This is a genomic window from Archangium sp., from assembly GCF_036277355.1.
Classification (GTDB): domain Bacteria; phylum Myxococcota; class Myxococcia; order Myxococcales; family Myxococcaceae; genus Archangium.
Genome location: NZ_DASUNC010000048.1, coordinates 31926 through 50793, shown reverse-complemented (window position 1 = coordinate 50793; position 18868 = coordinate 31926). Strand labels below are relative to the sequence as shown.

Below are 18868 nucleotides of genomic sequence, written 5' to 3'. Positions count from 1 at the left end.
CCCGTCCTCGTGCTCGGGGCGGAGGCCGGTGCTGACCAGGCCTGGGCTCCGGGATTCTCCTGGAGCCCACGCTGTTGAGTCGCCCCATCGGCATCCAGCTCGTATCGGCTCCACTTGTTGTGACGCACGCGGTCTCGCTACGCTCCATGCGTATCTGCGAGGGGGTCGTGTGCGCCGGGCGGACGTGTTGATCCTGACCGCGTTGACGCTGGAGTACCAGGCGGTGCTTCAGGTGGGCTCCAGTGACGCGGATGGACTTCGGTGGAGGGAAGAGACGGGTCCCACGGGTCTTCCGGTGGCGCTCCGTGGTTTTTCCGGCAAGGGCGGACGGCCGCTCCGTGTCGGGGTTGCTCAGGCGGGGGACATGGGCGCCGTCGCGGCGACGAATACGTTGCTGCGCCTGGTGGAAGTCTACCGTCCACGATGCATCGCGATGTGTGGCGTGTGCGCGGGACATCCCGGCAAGACTCGGCTGGGTGATGTGATCGCCGCGGAGCGGTTGTTCTCCCACGACACCGGCAAGCAGCTCCCCGAGCGCGTGCAGCAGGATCTCAAGACCTACAATCTTCGCGACGATTGGAAGATCGCGCTCGAGCACTTGGATTTCGCCGCGCGCTTTCGGTCGGAGGTGTGGTGGAAGAGCCGGCCTGTACCCTACGAGTGGCAGGAGAACTGGGTGCTCGCGAAGCTGCGAGAGGGGGTTGAGGACCCCGCATCACTTCCCGAGCGCATCGAGCGTTGCCCGCAGTGGGAAAAGGTCATCGAGGCGCTCTGGGCTTCTGGCCATGTGGAGGACGGCACACTCACGCTCACGGGCGAGGGGCGCAAGCGCATCAATCGGCTCCTGATCAAGCACGGCAACAGTCTCCCTGACACGTCCCCCTCGGGTGCACTGCTGCCCTTCAAGGTCCATGTCGCACCCATGGGCAGCGGTAGCCAGGTCGTCGAGGACGAGGCGGTTTGGGGCACCCTCTCCGAGTCCATGCGCAAGACGCTGGGCCTGGAGATGGAAGCCGCGGCCATCGGTGCGCTGGCTCACGCCCAGCGGGATTGGAAGCTCGACACGCTGGTGATGAAGGGGGTGATGGACTTCGCCAACCCTGGGCGCGACGACCACTTCAAGGAGTTCGCCGCCCGGGCTTCGGCCGAGTGTCTGTTGGCGTTCCTTCGCGAGAACCTCGACGTGGAGGTGGTGCCTGGCGTTGACGATATCCTGGTGCCGGGAACCGAGAGCGCATTGCCGGAGAATCCGCCCCCCTCCATGCTCCTCAATGCTCGCTACGAGGTGGTTCCCTTCCGCGAGCGGGGAAGAGAGGAGATCCTCTCGGAGCTCGAGCGCTGGTGCGACGAAGGACCGCCCGTCGCGGTGCGGTTGCTCCACGCCGAGGGCGGTGTGGGCAAGACGCGGCTCGCGATGGAGTGGATACGCCGCCGGAGGGCCATGCGGTGGAGCGCTGGCTTCCTGCCGAAGGGTGTTCCAATCGACTGGTTCGAGCGGTTGTGGTCGCTCGAACAGCCGGTGTTGGTGGTGATCGATTACGCGGAGAGCTTTTCCGAGTTGCGTGAGCTGCTCTTGCGCGTTCTTCGCTACTCGAAGCAGGAAGGCATGGGAGCACTCCGCCGGATGCGGTTCTTGCTCCTGGCCCGTAACAAGGGCGATTGGTGGACGGACCTGCGCAATGCCGACACGTCCTTGATGGCACTGCTCGATGCGACGCCGCCGTGTGAATTGCCAGCACTGGCCATGACGCCGGCTGAGTACGAGGGGGTGTTCCACGAAGCCGCGGAGCGGTTCGCCACGAAGCGAGGCAAGGTGTATGCGAAGCACACGCCGGTCGCGCTCTCAACACGCGACGAGCGCTTCAAGCGGGTGCTCTACCTGCACATGGCCGCGCTTGCCACGGTGGAGGGGCTCCGATTCGAGGCGAACACGTTGATGGGAGTGATCCTCGACCATGAGGAGCGCTTCTGGCAGGTACGCGCCCGGCAAGAGGGTGTATCGGTTTCACTCCAGCGTTCCTTGGCTCGCCAGATGGTTGCCGCAGCCACGCTTCGCGGGGGATTGGCGGACGCTTCCGCTGCAACGGCGGTCGCCAGGCGGCTTCTCGGTCATGGCCTTTCCACGAATGAAAGGGAACTGCTCCTCCTGCTTCAGAGGATCTACCAGCAGCGCATCGACACGGCTCCCATGTTCCTTCCTGCCTTGGAGCCGGATCTCCTGGGCGAGGGGATGGTTCTCCGAGTTGCTTCGCCGGAGCTTCAGGGTGAACGTCCTCCAGACGATTGGATCGACCGGGTCTTTCCTCCGGACGAGGAGTCCCAGGGGGTCCGCACGGGTTTTGACGTGCTGGGCCGAGTCTCCGCCGTTAGCGCCGATGTCGCTCGGCCATGGCTCGAGCGGCTGCTTGCGGGTCCGCTACAGCCTCGTGCGCTCCTTGCACTGGAATCCGCGAAGGCTGTTGGCCGGCGTACGGCCTTGTCCGTTATCGGCGACGTATTGGCCGACCGGCTCGAGCGAAAAGGCGACGTGGCGTTGGCCCTCGAGATGGAGGGAGCTGGTATCCCCGCGTCCACGGTTTCACTGCGGAGGGTCGCCGAGTGGGCGACCCGAACGCTCTTGCGTGCTCTACCGGTTTCGGAGGAGCAGGAGGTTCTCGTCGAGAGAGCACGGCTTCTCAACAACCTGGGCAACAGGTTGAGCGAGCTGGGACGAAGGGAGGAGGCGCTGGAGGCGGCGAGCGAGGCGGTGGGCGTCTACCAGGTCCTGGCGGAGCGCGACCCGGACGCCTTCCGGCCCGACCTCGCGATGAGCCTCAACAACCTGGGCTGCAGGTTGGGCGAGCTGGGAAGAAGGGAGGAGGCGCTGGAGGCGACGAGCGAGGTGGTGGGCGTCTACCGAGTCCTGGCGGAGCGCGACCCGGAGGCATTCCGGCCCTACCTCGCTGGATGCCTCAACAACCTGGGCGGCAGGGTGAGCGAGTTGGGAGGAAGGGAGGAGGCGCTGGAGGCGGTGAGCGAGGCGGTGGAATTGCGGCGAGCCCTGGCGGAGCGCGACCCGGACGCCTTCCGGCCCGACTTCGCGATGAGCCTCAACAACCTGGGCGGCATATTGAGCGGGCTGGGACGAAGGGAGGAGGCGCTGGAGGCGGCGAGCGAGGCGGTGGGCGTCCACCGGGTCCTGGCGGAGCGCAACCCGGACGCCTTCCGGCCCGACCTCGCGATGAGCCTCAACAACCTGGGCATCAGGTTGATCGAGCTGGGACGAAGGGAGGAGGCGCTGGAGGCGGCGAGCGAGGCGGTGGAACTGCGGAGAGCCCTGGCGGAGCGCAACCCGGACGCCTTCCGGCCCGACCTCGCTGGAAGCCTCAACAACCTGGGGACCATGTTGAGCGAGCTGGGACGAAGGCAGGAGGCGCTGGAGGCGATGAGCGAGGCCCTTGATATTCTCTGGCCCTTGTTCGAGAGAATTCCGGCTGCTTTCGCGCGGACCATGGGAATCATGCTTCGCCAGGCGCTATCGCTCCACGAATCCCTTCAACGACCGCCTTCTTCCACGCTTCAGGAGCGCATTGTCGCCTTCACGCGCCTCATGAGCTCGTGACTCGACTGTCGCGGTTCGTCGAGGCCGAGGGCAAGACGTCTCACGGTTTGTAACTCTGAATCCGTGACTCGGGCACGCGTCTGGCCAGGCGCTCCATGGTGCCGGCCACCTCGTTGAGGATGCGCTCCTTGTCGAGCGTGAGGTGGCGGCGCTCCCTCATGAGGACGCGGCCCTCCACCATGACGGTGTGCACGTCGCTGGCTCGCGCGCTGTACACCAGTCCGGCCGCGAGGTTGTGGGGCGGCTGCCAGTGCGCACCCCTCGTGTCCACGAGGATGAGGTCCGCCTGGTAGCCGGGCGCGAGCGTGCCAATCCGCTCTCCCAGCCCCAACACCGCCGCGCTGCCCCGCGTCGCGATGTCGAGCGCCTCGGGAATGGGCAGCACCTCGGGGTCCATCGCCTCGTGCTTCTGCATCATCGTCATGAGGCGCAGGCTCTCGAAGACATCGAGCGTGTTGTTGCTTACCGCGCCATCCGTCGCCAGGCCCACCGCGATTCCGGCCTTGCGCAAGGCCCGGATGGGCGTCATTCCCATCGCCAGCTTGAGATACGTCTTCGGCGCGTGGGCAATCCCCACGCTCGCACGGTGTTTCTCCAGCAGTTCAATGTCCTGGGGCAGCAGGCCACAGCCATGGGCGATGAGCGTGGGCACGCCGAGCACCCCAGTGTCCTTGAGCACCTGGATGGGCGTCAGGCCCCGCTTCTCCAGGCTGGCGTTCGTCTGGTTCATCTCCTCGGCGGCGTGAATGTGGATGCCAATGCCGAGCCGGTGGGCGTGTCCGGCGGAGGCCCGCAGGAAGCCGTCATCGCAGGTGTAGGGCGCGTGCGGCGCCATGCAGGTGGTGATGCGGCCCCCCGCGCCACCCCTCCAGCGCTCGGCGAAGGCGGCGGTCTCCGCGAGCACCTTGAACCCATTGCTGCCGAACACCGCCCAGCCCAGGTGCGCCCGGGTGCCGGCCTCCTCCACCGCCTGGGCCACCCGGTCCATGTGGAAGTAGTGGTCCGCCACCGTGGTGACGCCCCCTTCGATCATCTCCAGCAGGCCCAGCTGCGCGCCCCAGTAGACGTCCGCCTCGGTGAGGTTGCTCTCCAGGGGCCAGATGAACTCGTTGAACCAGCGCTCGATGGGGACGTCCTCGGCCAGGCCGCGGAAGAGCACCATGGGCACGTGGGCGTGGGTGTTGATGAGCCCGGGCATGGCGAGCATCCGCTGCCCCTCGAGCACCGTGACTCCCGGCTCCAGGGGTCCACCGGTGGGACGGATCTCCGCGATGCGCCCGCCGCGCACCAGGATGTCCTGGTTACGGGCGATGGTGAGCGCGCCGCTGGCGTCCGGGACGAGCGCGTGACAATCGCGGATGCAGGTGTCCGTCATCGAGGGCCTCTTCGGGGTGAGTGAGCACCGAGTATGCACGCTCGTTCAGGTGGCTGGTGCATGAACCTGCTCCTGCCGATGGGTTTTGGGATGCTCAGGACACCTCGATGAACTCCGTGCCCGTGACGCCTTCATGCTCCAGGGCCTCTTTGATGTCCTCCGAGACGATGAGCATGGGCCAGCCCCAGATGCGGAAGAGGCGGGCACCTCCGACCTTTGCCGGGTCGATTCGAAGGCCGTCCACGACCCGGTACTCACCGACCCTGTCGGGTCTTCCATCCTCGGGTCTCCAACGGGTGACCCGCTCGCATCTGGCCTCGTCGATGCATGGGATGAGCCGGGTTGGATTCAACACGAAGTAGGGCTCGGGCCGTGACTCGACCTCGGCCACGAGGAACTGGACCTCTGGCACGTACAGGCGCTCGAGGAGTGTCTTGACCCGCTCGTGGATGACGGGGATGGCGAAGCCTGCCTCGGTGAAATCGAGGGGGTTGCCTGGAACGCTCATCCGGAAGAGGAGTCTTCCCTGTACGTTCAAGGTTCGCCCGGCATCGAACTGCCAGGGGTCAATTTTGGCTCCCTTCGCATCCACCGGGTTTTTCAGGTGCCAGCGTTCGGGCACGGATTTGTCATCGACGAGCCTGAAGTACCGTGTCATTGCCCTTGCTCTCGGCCGCACCGTGGGAGGCCTCTCCAGGCATTCGTCTCATCGGGCTTTTGATGCTCCTCACAAGTCGCGGATGGTCACGGGTCCGAGTGTATGCACACCCCGCGAGGCCGCTGGGGGATCCCTCCCTGGGTAGACCGGGTTTTGTACCCGGCGTGAATGGCGGGCAGAGGGGCCCCGGGTTAGATTGCGGCCGCCGTGCCCGAGAACTCCGCGCCCCCCGATTCCGCCCTCGATGGGGGCGACAACACCGTCATCCGCCCCGCGGCCTCCTCCCCCCAGGAGCCCCCCTCCGGGCCGCTCTTCGCCGGGCGCTATGCCCTCGTGCGCATGCTCGGCCGGGGAGGCATGGGCACGGTGTACCAGGCCCGCGACAGCCTCGTGGGCGACGTGGTGGCCCTCAAGACGCTGGAGCTCGGCAAGGACGCCGGCCCGGACGCCCTCGAGCGCTTCACCCGCGAGGTCCGCCTCGCCCGCCGCATCACCCACCCCCACGTGGCGCGCATGCACGACCTGGGCACCCACGAGGGCCAGGCCTTCCTCACCATGGAATTCGTCGAGGGCGAGGACCTGCGCGCGCTGCTCGCCCGGGAGCGTCCGCTGGCCGCCTCCCGTGCCGCCCGCTTCGCCCTGGCCATCTGCGAGGGACTGGCCGCGGCCCATGCCGCCGGGGTGGTGCACCGCGACCTCAAGCCGGCCAACATCCTCATCGAGTCCGGCGGCCGCGTCGTCCTCACCGACTTCGGCATTGCCCGGGCGGTGGCGGGAGAGGCCGCCTCGCGCACCATGGGCACCGTGGGCACGCCCATGTACATGGCGCCGGAGCAGGTGTCCGGCGAGCCCGTGGACGCGCGCGCGGACCTCTACGCGGTGGGGCTGCTGCTGTACGAGCTGCTCACCGGCGAGGTGCCCTTCTCCGGCGACACCCCGTGGGCCGCCGCCATGGCCCGCCTGCGCCAGGCCCCTCCGGACCTGCGGCAGCGCGCCACCCTCCCCCCGCCCCTCGCCGAGCTGGTGCACCGTTGCCTCGGCCGTGCTCCCGAGGATCGGCCGTCGAGCGCGCTCGAGGTGGCCGGGGCGCTGCGGGACTGGCTCGTCAGCGTGGGGGAGCCCACCCTGTCGGGTCCGCCCACCCCGGGGCCGGTGACGGGGGGACACACCCCCGCGCCCCTCACCTCGACGTCCGCCACGCGCCACACGCTCCGGACCACCACCCCGGTGCCCAAGCAGGGCGTGGCCATCCTCCCCCTGCGCTTCCAGGGTCCTCGGGATTCCGAGTTCCTGGGCGACTCGCTCACCGAGGCCCTCATCGATCAGCTGTCCCGGGTGCGCGGGCTGCGCGTGCCCGGCACCGGGGTGACGGCGCGCTTCCGCAGCGAGCGTGACCCGCGGACCGTGGGGCGCGAGCTCGGGGTGGAGCTGGTGGTGGAGGGGACGGTGCAGAGCGCGGGTCCCTCGGTGCGCGTCTCCGTCCGGCTGCTGGAGGCGCAGTCCGGCACCCAGGTCTGGAGTGGCCGGTTCGAGTTCGCCTCCACCGACGCCTTCGAGCTGCAGGACCGGCTGGTGCCGCGCATCGCCGAGGAGCTGCGGTGCGAGGCGGTCCTCTCGGCCTGGCGCACCAGCACTCCGGGCGAGGCCGTGGCGCTGTACCGTCAGGCGGATTCCCTGCTCCACGGGGCCTTCCGGGGAGGCCATGACGGAGGCCCCCTGACGATGCTCGACTCGTGCCTGGAGCTGGCGCCGGACTTCCTGCCGGCCGTGGCGCTCCATGCCATCGCGAGCCTGCGGGTGATGTTCATGGGCATGAAGGATGCCCAGAGGGATTCCGCCGCGCTCGCACGGGCCAGCGTGGACCGGGCCCTGCGGCTGGCGCCGGAGCAGGCCGAGACGCATCTGGCCCGGGCGATGCTCGCCGCCCAGTCGGATGACTGGCGCACGGCGGTGATGTCCGTGCGCACGGCCCTGGACATCGCGCCCTGCCATGCCCCCACGGTGCAGTACCTGGGCAGCCTCCAGTGCGAGGCGGGCCGCGCGGACGAGGGGCTCGTGCGGCTGCGTCTGGCCCATGACTTGTCGCCCACGCTGGTGTCGTCGCTGTTCGAGCTCGCCCGTTGCAGCGCGCTGCGCGGACAGATGGAGGACTACCGGTGGGCGCTGGAGCGGCTGACCGCGTCGCCGCTCCACCGGACCGCGGCGGAGGCGCTGCGCGTGCGCGTCGCCGGGTGGACCCGGAACGTGGAGGAGCTGCGGCGCAGCAAGGCCGAGACCGCCGCGGATCCGGACTCCATCTTCACCATGGTGGGCCGCTACGCCAGCGCGGTGCTGGGCGAGGTGGATGCGCTCGAGCTGCTCCCCATGTTCGACGAGGCGCTCTCCCAGACGACCAGCCGGCGGTTCGCCTCCCTGTTGTGCCAGCTCACCGCCGAGGTCATGGGCCTCTGTGGTCAGCCGGAGGTGGGGCTGAAGTACTTCCGGCGGGCCGCGGAGACGTCGCTCATCGACCTGGAGTGGATCGACCGCTGCCCGGCGCTCGCGTCCCTCCGGCCGTTGCCGGGTTTCGCCGAGGGGCGGCGCCTGGTGCGCGCCCGCGTCGAGGCCATCTGGCACGCGTGAGCCGCCTCACGCCGGCCCCGTCTCGAACGGGCCGCGCAGTCCCGAGCGGAAGAGGAGCAGGAAGAGCACGGTGGGGAGGGCGCAGATGACCACCACCGGCACCGCGACCTCGCCGCCCACCGGCTCGCCGAGGAGGAGGGCGGCGACGAACAGCCATGCCAGCCCGCAGGCGCTCAAGCCGATGCCGCCCAGGCCCAGCTTGAGCCAGGAGAAGAAGGTGCGCTGGGGCTCGCGAGGCGGACGGGTGGACAGCCGCACCTGCGCCACGCCCAGCTCCGCGGAGAGGGGGGTGGGGCCCAGGCCTCCCACGGCCAGGGGGGCGGGCTCCTCCGCCAGCAACGGCTCCTCCACCGCGAACCGCCGGGTCACCAGCGAGGTGCCCAGGAGGATCTGCTCCCGCTGCAGCCCCTTGTAGAGGCCCCGGCCCCAGCCCACCGACGTCAGCAGCGCCGGCAGCGCGAGCAGGGCGAAGCCCGTCTCCGTCATCAGGAAGGCGTCATAGGCGCCGTGCAGGAGGATGGCCCACCCCAGTCCGGCCGCCAGCAGGCCGAAGCGCTGGGCCCCGTCCGCGGCGAACCGCGCCCGGCCCAGGAAGGCGCCCATGATGACGCCGGTGAAGGCATGTTGTGGCACGGCGGTGAGGGCGCGCAGCATCGCCACGCCCAGGCCCCCGTCTCCCACGTAGAGGATGTTCTCCAGCGTGGCGAAACCGAGGGACGCGGTGGCGCCGTACACCACGCCGTCCAGCGGCTCGTCGAAGGCGGGCTCGTTCCACACGTACCGGCGCAGCACCAGGTACTTGAAGAGCTCCTCGGGGATGGCCGCGCCGAGGAAGGCCCGCACCAGCGCGGTGCTCCACGCGCCCGTCTCCCACTCCCGGCCCAACGACTCCAGCCACATGGCCACCGGCACCACCGGCGCGCAGATGGCCGCCCCCAGCAGGAAGGTCTTGAGCAGGAGCCCTCGCGGCTCCGGATTCCTGTCCCGGGCGTAGATGTACCAGAGCAACAGCAGGGAGGGGACGACCGCCGAGCCTCCCAGCATGAGCAGCGTGGACATGGCCCCACCGTAACAGAGCCTCCCGGGCCACCGCACCGGACGCTCTCCGGGCGTGAGGCCCTTTTCCCAGGGTGCGCGAGCCCTCGAGGAATCCCTCCGGGGCGTTTGCTTCCCCTACCTTCGCCCGCCGTACCGGGTTACCCTGATGGCCCTCACCTCGCCCACCCGGTGCCGGAAGGGAGTTCATGGACACGCCTGTCACCGCTCTGCCTTTTCAGTTCGGTACAGACGAGGAGCTGAAGTGGCGCCTGTCGCTGGTGTCTCCGGACGACCTCATGCGGGGGCTCTTCCACAACAGCCTGTTGGGCATGGTGCGGCGGCTGGAGGGGGACGAGGCGGTCAAGCAGTGTCTGGAGGTGTGTGGCGAGGCGCGCTTCCTGGACTTCTTCAACTACGCCCACCCCACGTACATCAAGCTGCTCTACGCGTCGGCCCGGCGGTTGAGTGCGCGGTTCGGCGGTTTCGAGCGGGCCATGTGGGAGATTGGTTTCGAGGGAGGGAAGTCCTTCTATGCGTCCGCGGCGGGCAAGGTGCTCATCCTGATGGCGCAGGGGGACCCGAGGCGGCTGCTGAGCAACATCCCCACGGGCATGCAGACGGCGTCCAAGCACGTGGAGCTCAAGGTGACGCTGACGGGGCCCCGCAGCGGCATCATCGTCAAGCACGAGGTGCTGCCCCGGCAGCACACCGAGGGCGGGCTGCAGGCCATGTGCGAGGTGGCGAAGGTGAAGGGCGCCAAGGTGAGCTCTCGCCCGCTGAGCCCGACCGAGAACGAGTACGAGGTGACGTGGGACTGAGGGGGTGGGGGGCTGGGCAACCCGGCCCGACTTCCGCTATGGGGCGGGACGTGATGAGAACCGTCCTGTTGCTGCTGCCCGTCCTGCTCGCCACGGGGTGTGGGTTGACCACCCAGGTGCGCCCGGTGCCCCGCGGCGCCGTGCAGCTCGAGGGGGCCATTGGCGGACCCCTCGTGCGACTGGGGCCCGTGATTCCCGTGCCGCTGAGCACCGTGGGGGCCCGCTATGGCGTGGCCGAGCGCGCCGACGTGGCGGCCCATGTCCACCTGACCTCGCTCTCCTTTGGCGTGGCGGGCCTGGACGTGGGCGGCAGCTGGCTGGCGCTCGCGCAGGACGGCGCGGTGCCGGCCCTCTCCCTGGGGGGCCGCCTCTATGGCTTCACCAGTGTGCTGGCCTCGCGGCAGGCCCCCCCGCGCGCCTACCTCGAGGTGTCGCCCACCGTCAGCTACCTCCTGGGCGGGCGCTTCCTCTCCTATGCCTCGGCCACCGGCTTGGTGCAGCTGGCGGGCGGGCCGCCCCTGCTGTCTCTGGCCGTGGGCGAGGAGGTGCGGTTGGCCTCGTGGGGTGTGCAGCTGGAGATGCGCTGGTACCAGCCGGATTACGCCACCCGCTTCAACGCGGCCAACTGGCAGGGGGTGGGCGGCATGGGCGCACTGGGCGCCCTGCTGGGAGTGCGCTACCGCTTCGGAGGTGACGAGCCATGAGCCGCCGTCTGCTGGCAGTCGGGTTGTTGTGCGCCGGGGTGGGCGTGGGGGCCTGTTATGAGCTGGACCCCTTCCTCTACAGCCGCACGCGCGTGGACCAGTACACGCTGCCCGCCGAGGGCGAGACGCCCGAGGAGACGGTGTCTCCCGAACAGATAGAGCCGGTGGAGCTCGTGGTGGACGGCCAGGTCCGGCTGGGGGCCGCGTATGTGAAGGCCACGCAGCAGCCGCCCCGCGCCTACGTCCTCTATTTCCATGGCATCTGCTGCAATCTGAACCAACACATCTCCCGGCCCAAGGGCCTGGCCAACCTCGGCTACGACGTGCTCGTCTTCGACTACCGCGGCTGGGGTACCTCCACCGACCTGGAGCCCAGCGAGCCGGGTCTGCTCGAGGACAGCCGGGCGGCGCTCGCGTGGCTCTCCGCGCGGGCCGGCGTGCCGGCGGAGCGCATCGTCTATTACGGGCGCTCCTTCGGCACGGCGGTGGCCTCCCAGCTCGCCGTCCACGCGCCGCCCGCGGCGCTCATCCTCGAGTCTCCCTTCAGCTCCGTGCAGGGGTTGGTGCGCGACTCCAGCAACATGGACCTCCCCGGCGGCTTCTTCGCCAAGGGCTCCTGGGACACCGAGGGCCGGGTGGCCTCGCTCCAGGGCGTGCCCCTGTTGCTGCTGCACGGCACCGCGGACGACTTCATCCGCCCTGAATTTTCCCAGCACCTCTACTCCGTGGCCCACGAGCCCAAGCAGCTCGTCCTCGTGGAGGGCGCGGACCACGACACCGTCCCCCAGCGCATGGGGGTGGACTACGCACATACCTTGGGCGCCTTTCTGGAAGGCTCGCGCACCCAGCCCTGAACGGCACCCCACACTCCCGCATTCCAGCGCGTCATCAAGGCGATAGTCCGGTGCTCCCCGGATGGCACCTTGAAAGCCTGTTTTTATTATCCAGGCACTCCCGTTGGAAAAACACGTTTGCCCGTCTTGCCCTGGACGTCTGAGTTCAGGAGCGGGAGTGCTGGCCATTCGTCTGAGCAGAGGGGATGGGGTGTCAATGTATTCGTATTGCCATACGAGAATGGGGCGTGGCATCCGCAACCGGGTGCTGATGGCGTTGAGCGCGCTGTGGGTGGCGGCGTGCGGTGGCGAGCCGCCGCCGGAGTCGGAGAGCGCGAGCCCGCCCGTGACGCCCACGGTGGTGAGCACGCGGCCGCAAGGCGTGGGCAGTACGAACAAGGTGCTCATCCTGGCCAGCACGGTGACGTCGGGCATCAACAGCGTGGAGGCGGTGGCCGCGCGGAGCCTGGGTTACACGGTGGACGTCGTCTCCGACGCCGCGTGGGCCGCGAAGGGCTCGGCGGACTTCGCGGGCTATCGCGCCATCATCCTGGGAGATCCCACGTGCAGCAGCAGCCAGGCCCTCATCACCGCGGCGGTGAGCAGCCGCGGCACCTGGGGGCCGGTGGTGGACGGCAACGTCCTCATCATGGGCACGGACCCGGTGTTCCACGGCAAGGACCAGGTCACGAAGAACGCCATCCGGTTCGCCGCCGCGCAGGAAGGCAAGACGGGCGCCTATATCAACCTGAGCTGCTACTACCACGACACCAGGCCCGGGACGCCGGTGGCGGTGCTGGAGCCGTTCGGCGCCTTCACCGTGGCGGGCGTGGGCTGCTACGACGACGCCCATATCGTCGCCACGCATGAGGCCCTGTCGGGCATGACGGACGGCCTGCTCTCCAGCTGGGTCTGCTCGGTGCACGAGGCCTTCGACAGCTACCCGGCCGCCAACTTCACCCCGCTCGTCATCGCGAGGGATCCGGTGTACGGCTCGCGTCTGCCGGGCTCGAGGGACTTCGCGGACGGCTCGCGCGGTGTGCCCTACATCCTCGCCCGGGGGGCCGTCCCCGTGCGCTGCGGCGACGGCGTGGTGCAGTACCCCGAGGAGTGTGACACCGGCGAGCGCAACGGCGTGCCGGGCACGGCCTGCTCGTCCGTGTGCCGTCTGCACTGGTGCGGTGATGGCACGGTGGATCCAGGCGAGCAGTGCGACACCGGCGCGGCCAATGGCACCGGCGCGTGCAGTGCTTCCTGCCGCTCCGTGGCCGTCAGCCGTGCTCCGGTGGCGAAGTGCAAGGACCTGACCCTGACGGCCGGCAGCACCGTCTGTTCCGCCACGGGCTCCATCGATGACGGCTCGTATGACCCGGATGGAGACCTGGCGGGCTGCATCCAGACGCCGCTCGGCTTCGGACAGGGCGAGACCACCGCGACGCTCCGCTGCACGGACCTGACGGGCCTGGAGTCCTCCTGCACGTCGAAGGTGACCGTCGTCGACATCACGGCTCCGTCCATCTTCTGCCCGGAGAACGTGGTGGCCGAGTGCGTCGAGGGCGGGGCGAACGTGGATCCGGGCGTGGCGTCCGGAACCGACAACTGCGGCGGTGTGACGTATTCGCGCAGCCCGGGGGCCGGCAGCTTCCCGGTGGGCAGCACCACCGTGACGCACACGGGCCGGGACCCCTCCGGCAACGTCGCGACCTGCACCAGCCGCGTGAGGGTGACCGACACCCGGGCTCCCGAGGTGGCGGTGGTGGGCTATGACTCGGTGACGCTCGAGTGCGGCAAGCCCTACGTCGAGACGGGCGCGGCGGCCTTCGACAGCTGCGCCGGTGACTTGAGCCACACGGTGACGGTGTCCGGCTCCGTCAACATCCGCGTGCCGGGCACGTACACGCTCACCTATACGGCGAAGGACGCGGCCGGCAACGTGGGCACCGCCACCCGCACGGTCCGGGTCGTCCCGGGTGCCTCCGGCCTGTGCGAGGACCGGCATGGCGGGTGGATCCTCACGGGCAGCATGGCCCTGCCGAGGATGCTGCACACCGCCACGAAGCTGGACGATGGCCGGGTGCTGGTGGCCGGTGGCTTCAACACCACCTCGGAGCTGTATGACCCGGTGACGAAGACCTGGTCCGCCACGGGCAACACCCTGGGCGCGCACCGCGGTCACACCGCCACGAAGCTGCTGGATGGCCGGGTGCTCATCGCGGGCGGCGGCGTGTGCCCCATCACCAGCGCCACCGCCGAGGTGTACGTGCCGGACCTGGGCAGGTGGAAGCCCGCGGGCATCCTCAACACCCAGCGCTACCACCACACCGCCGTCCTGCTGCCCAATGGCAAGGTGCTCGTGGCCGGTGGCCGCGCCGGTGAGTTCGATGGCGACACGCTGGCCTCCGCCGAGCTGTATGACCCGGCCACCAATACCTGGTCCTATACCGGCAGCCTCAACACGGCCCGCGCCTTCCACACCATGACCCTGCTGCCCGGCGGCAAGGTGCTGGTGACGGGTGGCAGCGATGCCTCCGACGGCCTCATCACCTCCGCGGAGCTGTACGACCCGGCCACCGGCAGGTGGACCCCCGTGGCCTCCATGGGCACGGGCCGCTCCTCGCACACCGCCACCCTGCTGCCCGATGGCAAGGTGCTGGTCGCGGGTGGCTCGGGCCTGGACATCGCGCTGAGCGCGTCCGCCGAGCTGTATGACCCGGCCACCGACAGCTGGGCGGCCACGGGCAGCATGCTCTCGCCGCGCCGGTTCCACACCGCCACCCTGCTGCCGGATGGCCGCGTGCTGGTGGCCGGTGGTTACCACCCGTTCACCGGTATCCAGACGGCGTCGGATCTCTACGACCCGGCCACGGGCACGTGGAGCAAGACGGCCGTCATGAACGTGGACCGCTACAAGCACACCGCCACGTTGCTCGACAACGGCACGGTGCTCGCGGTGGGCGGCGTGAGCAACCACGACCAGGCGTCGGCCGAGTACTACGACCTGGACGAGCTGTAGAGGTGATGCAATCCCTGGTGTAGCGGGCTTTCATGCGGGGGGCGCGAGGCTTCCGGGAGATTCCCGGGCCCCGTGCCCCCTGTGTCTTTGGGGAAGCGAGGGAGCGGATGGTTCATCGGTCCATGGCGGCGGTGTGGCGCCTGGTGCTCGCGTTGGCGGTGGGGAGCACCTTGCCGGCGCGGGCGGAGGGCACGCCACACCCGGGGTGCCGTCCTCCCGCCGTGCTCGGGGACGTGGCTCCGGGCGTGGGCAGTGCGTCGCCGGGCTCCTTCCTGCGCATCGGCGAGACGGTCTACTTCGTCGCGGACGATGGGGCGCACGGCGCCGAGCTGTGGAAGAGCGATGGGACGGAGGCGGGCACGATGCTCGTCAAGGACATCCAGCCCGGACTGGCCGGCGCGAATCCCGGACTGCTGACCGGGCTGAACGGGGTGCTGCTCTTCATCGCGAACGACGGCACCCGCGGCTTCGAGCTGTGGCGGAGCGATGGGACGCCCGCGGGCACGGTGATGGTGCGGGAGCTCAACGCCGGGCGGGAGGGGGGCAACGCCACGGACCTCGTCGTGATGGGCGGGAAGGCCTGGCTCGCCACCGCCGACCATCTGACGGGCCGGGAGCTCTGGGTGACGGACGGGACGTTCGACGGCACGCGGCTCGTCAAGGACATCCACCCGGGCACCAGCACCTCCATCGTCGCCCGGTCCATGCGAGCCGTGGGCAACACCCTCTACTTCGCCGCCGATGATGGCACCCATGGCTTCGAGCTGTGGAAGAGCGACGGGACGGAGGTGGGCACGGTGCTCGTCAAGGACATCGCCGCGGCGGGAGCCAGCGCCTACCCCGGCCAGCTGACGGGGGTGGGGGACACGCTCTTCTTCACGGCCAACGACGGCACCACCGATGACGACCTGTGGCGGAGCGACGGGACGGAGGCGGGCACGGTGCGCGTCCAGGCGCTCTTCGGCGAGCCGTTGCACCCGGCGCCCGAGGCGCTGACGGCGGTGGGCGGCAGGCTCTTCTTCCGCCTGGACGACGAGGTGCATGGCTCCGAGCTCTGGGTGAGCGACGGGACGTCCGAGGGCACGCGGCTCGTCAGGGACATCCACGCGGGGGCCACGGGCTCGAGCCCCCATTCCTTCACGGCGGTGGGGGACACGCTCTATTTCGCGGCGGACGATGGCCTCGGGGGTGTCGAGCTGTGGAAGAGCGATGGGACGGAGGCGGGCACGGTGCGGGTGAAGGACGTCCGCCCCGGAAGCGTGGGCGCGTCACCCGAGGCCCTGACGGCGGCGGACGAGAGGCTCTTCTTCACGGCGGACGATGGCACTGGTGCCTCGCTCTGGGTGAGCGACGGGACGGAAGCGGGGACGCGGGCGGTGGACGCCGGGGTGGCGGGCGGTGCGCCCCAGGCGCTGACGTACACGGGCGGCACCCTCTACTACTCCGCGACGGACGAGGCCCGGGGGCGGGAGCCGTACGCGCTGTCCCCGGCCTTCTTCGGGGACTGTACGCCGCCGGAGCTCACCTGCCCGGCGGACGTGGAGGCCACCGCCACGGACACTGGTGGCGCGGTGGTGCACTACGCGCCCGCGCGGGCGACGGACGCCGCCTCGGACGTCACGCTCGGCTACAGCACGCCGTCTGGCGCCACCTTCCCTCCGGGGGAGCACCCGGTGCGCGTCACGGCGTCCGACGCCGCGGGCAACACGGCGAGCTGCACCTTCACCGTGCGCGTAGTGGCCGCTCCAGGCGGAGCGGAGGACTCCGGGTGTGGTTGCACTTCCGGCTTCGCGGCGGATGCGCCCTGGCTGCTGCTGGGGGCGCTCGTCCCGCTCAGGGCACGCCGCCGCCGCGCTTCCCGGTAGCCGCTTCGTCCCGCTGCACCAGCCACCGCGCGAACTGCGCGTACACCGACTGGTGCTGCCACCGGCCGAACACCGCGTCGCGCTCGGCGGGGGACAGCGCGGACAGGGGGCTCGTGCCGCCCTCCGGAATGAAGACGTTCCACACCGAGGACCAGGCGTCGGGGGCGCGGGTGCTGTCCGCCTCCAGGGCGAGGCTTCCCACGGCCTGCCTGTCCACGAAGGTGTGGGGCGTGCCGTCCTCGTCCACGTAGACCATCGCGCCCACGAAGCGGCACGTCCGCGGCTCCTGCCCATGGGCGAGCCTCAGCAGTCCGGCCACGCCAATCGTCTCCAGCATGTACTTCGTCACCGGGCCCGGGAAGCCGGCCAGCGAGTCCACGCACAGGCCGCTGTCCTCCACCACCAGCGGCTCCTCGAAGTACGCGAACGCCTGCCTCGCCTTGTCCAGGGCCACCGCCTCCAGCGTGCTGCCCTGGGGCTCGATGATGGGCAGCTCGAGGCGCTCGAGCTCGTAGCCCACCGCCGCGAGGCACTTCTCCAGCACCTTCGCCTTGCCGCGGTTGGTGCTCACGAACGTGATCTTCTTCACTGCTGCTGCTCCTCGGGCGGCGTTGGCGCTCAGAACCATTTGGCGGGGAAGGGCGGGGGGACGTAGGAGTCAAGATAGGCGAAGACGCCCGGCAGATCCTCGGCCAGATGGTAGATGTGGCGGTGGTGCTGCGCGCTGGCGAAGCGCTCCTGGAAGAGGTGCTCGAAGAGGGCCGTCAGCGGCTCCCAGAAGCCCTTCGCGTTCACGAAGACGATGGGCTTGCGGTGCATGTGCAGCTGCTTGGACGCGATGATCTCCAGCGCCTCGTCCAGCGTGCCGAAGCCGCCGGGGAGCACCACGAACGCATCGGCCCGCATCTCCATGACCGCCTTGCGGCCGCGCAGGTCCTTCGTGGCGATGAGCTCGGTGGACTGCTCGAAGACGTAGGGCGTGCCGCGCATCACCTCCGGGATGACGCTGATGACGTCGCCGCCGTGCTCGCGCGTGGCGTGGGCCACCGCCCCCATCAACCCCGTGTTGCCGCCGCCGAAGACGAGCCTGTCTCCGCGCTTGCCGATCTCCGCCCCCAGCGCCGCGGCCAGCTCGAACCACGCCGGCTCCACGATGCCGCTCGAGGAACAGTAGACGCAGAGGGTCCGCGGCTGCCGGGCGGGCGTGGGGCCCTGGGTGGAGCGGGCGGCCTCGTCCCGCGGCTCCTCGCGGAAGCACTCCTCGAGGATGCGGTTGAGCTCCGGATCCTCGCAGCGGTGCAGGCGGTCGATGATGGAGAGCGTCAGCTCGCGCAGGAAGGGACGGATGGCGGCGGGGGTCTCCTCCAGGCACACGCGCAGGTCCTCGAGCATGCAGCGGGCCGCCGCCGGGACGCCGATCTCCAGCATGGCCTGGCGCAGGCGATCATGGAGGAAGCGGGTGCGGTCGCAGATCTCCGCGTGCTGCTGCTGGAACTCCATGAGCGAGGCGCCGTGGAGCGGGCGGTACTCCTTCCAGAGCTGCTCGACGAGCGCGCCGAGCTCCGGCCGTTGGCCGATGGAGAGGAGCAGGGGCCGGGTGACGATGCCCATCTGCAGGTCATCGTTCTCGCCCTGCTCGTCGCGGCGCTCGAGCAGACCGACGACGTCATCCACGTCCTGGAAGATGTAGCTGAAGCGGTCCACCACGGTGCCAGGCAGGGGCGCGCGGCCGTTGAGGGCCAGGGCGCTGTCGATGGCGAACGCGGTGGCCACGCCGGTGGCGGCGTAGCGCTGGGAGAGCCAGTGCTCGAAGGTGGCCTGCTCCGGGTAGGTGTTCTGCCGCTCCCAGAGGAACATGGAGAAGATGCGCAGGACGTACTGGAGCAGGGCGTCGCTGAACTCGGGCGAGCAGCGCCGGGCATGCTGGGCCATGAGCATGAGCAGCGCGCCGGTGAAGGGCGTGGCGCTCGCCTCGCCGAAGCGCCGGGGGAAGCTCATCCGTCCGGAGCGCATGGGGGTGCGGTCCACGGTGTCATCCGCGATGGCCGTCACCTCCATGCTCAGCAGCATGGCGGGCAGCGCATCGATGTGCCGCGGGGTGATGCCTCCGGACGCCTCGGCGGCGGCGAGGAACATCAGCGGGATGAGCATGAAGGAGGGCTGGGGGCTCTCCACGGTGACATGGTCGAAGAAGGGCCGGAGCTCCGTGGGGATGGGGGCTTCGTGGACCTTCTTCAGCGCATCCACCAGGAGGGGGCGGTAGGTGGACTCCACGCGCTGGAACATGCCCCGGAACTGATTTGGGAACTGGATGGGAATGGAGGCGGTCATGGGCTCAGGG

The 18868-nt window shown here is 69.7% G+C and carries 12 protein-coding genes; 7 read left to right on the top strand and 5 right to left on the bottom strand.

All coding sequences use genetic code 11. The features are described from left to right. The first annotated feature begins 184 nt into the window (after positions 1–184). A complete protein-coding gene (locus VFZ09_RS12875; protein WP_329727837.1) occupies positions 185–3601 on the top strand; it encodes a tetratricopeptide repeat protein in 3417 nt (1138 codons plus the stop codon). A gap of 40 nt (positions 3602–3641) precedes the next feature. Here the strand turns inward: VFZ09_RS12875 and VFZ09_RS12870 are convergent, their stop codons facing one another. Both VFZ09_RS12870 and VFZ09_RS12865 read right to left on the bottom strand, forming a co-directional pair. Then, positions 3642–4976, bottom strand: coding sequence for an amidohydrolase (locus tag VFZ09_RS12870; protein WP_329727836.1), 1335 nt, complete (start codon positions 4974–4976; stop codon positions 3642–3644). 94 nt (positions 4977–5070) lie between these two features. Further along, complete coding sequence (locus tag VFZ09_RS12865) at positions 5071–5655, bottom strand: imm11 family protein (RefSeq protein WP_414640697.1); 585 nt, start codon at positions 5653–5655, stop codon at positions 5071–5073. 186 nt (positions 5656–5841) lie between these two features. Between VFZ09_RS12865 and VFZ09_RS12860 the strand changes: the two genes are divergently transcribed. Then, a complete protein-coding gene (locus tag VFZ09_RS12860; protein ID WP_329727834.1) occupies positions 5842–8256 on the top strand; it encodes a protein kinase domain-containing protein in 2415 nt (804 codons plus the stop codon). Positions 8257–8262: 6 nt separating this feature from the next. Here VFZ09_RS12860 and VFZ09_RS12855 read toward each other — a convergent pair whose 3' ends face one another. Beyond that, on the bottom strand, positions 8263–9315 hold the full coding sequence (locus tag VFZ09_RS12855; protein WP_329727833.1) for a PrsW family intramembrane metalloprotease: 1053 nt from the start codon (positions 9313–9315) through the stop codon (positions 8263–8265). Between the two features lie 185 nt (positions 9316–9500). Between VFZ09_RS12855 and VFZ09_RS12850 the strand changes: the two genes are divergently transcribed. From VFZ09_RS12850 to VFZ09_RS12830, 5 genes are all read left to right on the top strand, one after another. Beyond that, positions 9501–10112, top strand: coding sequence for a TIGR02265 family protein (locus tag VFZ09_RS12850; RefSeq protein ID WP_329727832.1), 612 nt, complete (start codon positions 9501–9503; stop codon positions 10110–10112). Between the two features lie 50 nt (positions 10113–10162). Further along, on the top strand, positions 10163–10816 hold the full coding sequence (locus tag VFZ09_RS12845) for a hypothetical protein (protein ID WP_329727831.1): 654 nt from the start codon (positions 10163–10165) through the stop codon (positions 10814–10816). Further along, positions 10813–11670, top strand: a complete 858-nt coding sequence (locus VFZ09_RS12840; protein ID WP_329727830.1) for an alpha/beta hydrolase — start codon at positions 10813–10815, stop codon at positions 11668–11670. The genes VFZ09_RS12845 and VFZ09_RS12840 overlap by 4 nt, the downstream gene beginning before the upstream one ends. Before the next feature lie 220 nt (positions 11671–11890). Beyond that, positions 11891–14662 carry a kelch repeat-containing protein gene (locus tag VFZ09_RS12835; protein WP_329727829.1) on the top strand — a complete coding sequence of 924 codons (2772 nt, stop codon included), beginning with the start codon at positions 11891–11893 and terminating at the stop codon, positions 14660–14662. A gap of 107 nt (positions 14663–14769) precedes the next feature. Continuing rightward, positions 14770–16527 carry an ELWxxDGT repeat protein gene (locus VFZ09_RS12830; protein ID WP_329727828.1) on the top strand — a complete coding sequence of 586 codons (1758 nt, stop codon included), beginning with the start codon at positions 14770–14772 and terminating at the stop codon, positions 16525–16527. Here the strand turns inward: VFZ09_RS12830 and VFZ09_RS12825 are convergent. Together VFZ09_RS12825 and VFZ09_RS12820 are read right to left on the bottom strand one after the other, a co-directional pair. Then, positions 16496–17116: a non-canonical purine NTP pyrophosphatase gene (locus tag VFZ09_RS12825; protein WP_329727827.1), complete on the bottom strand. Its 621-nt coding sequence runs from the start codon at positions 17114–17116 to the stop codon at positions 16496–16498. The genes VFZ09_RS12830 and VFZ09_RS12825 overlap by 32 nt on opposite strands. A 29-nt stretch (positions 17117–17145) precedes the next feature. Further along, positions 17146–18858 carry a TIGR00730 family Rossman fold protein gene (locus VFZ09_RS12820; protein ID WP_329727826.1) on the bottom strand — a complete coding sequence of 571 codons (1713 nt, stop codon included), beginning with the start codon at positions 18856–18858 and terminating at the stop codon, positions 17146–17148. Positions 18859–18868 lie beyond the last annotated feature (10 nt).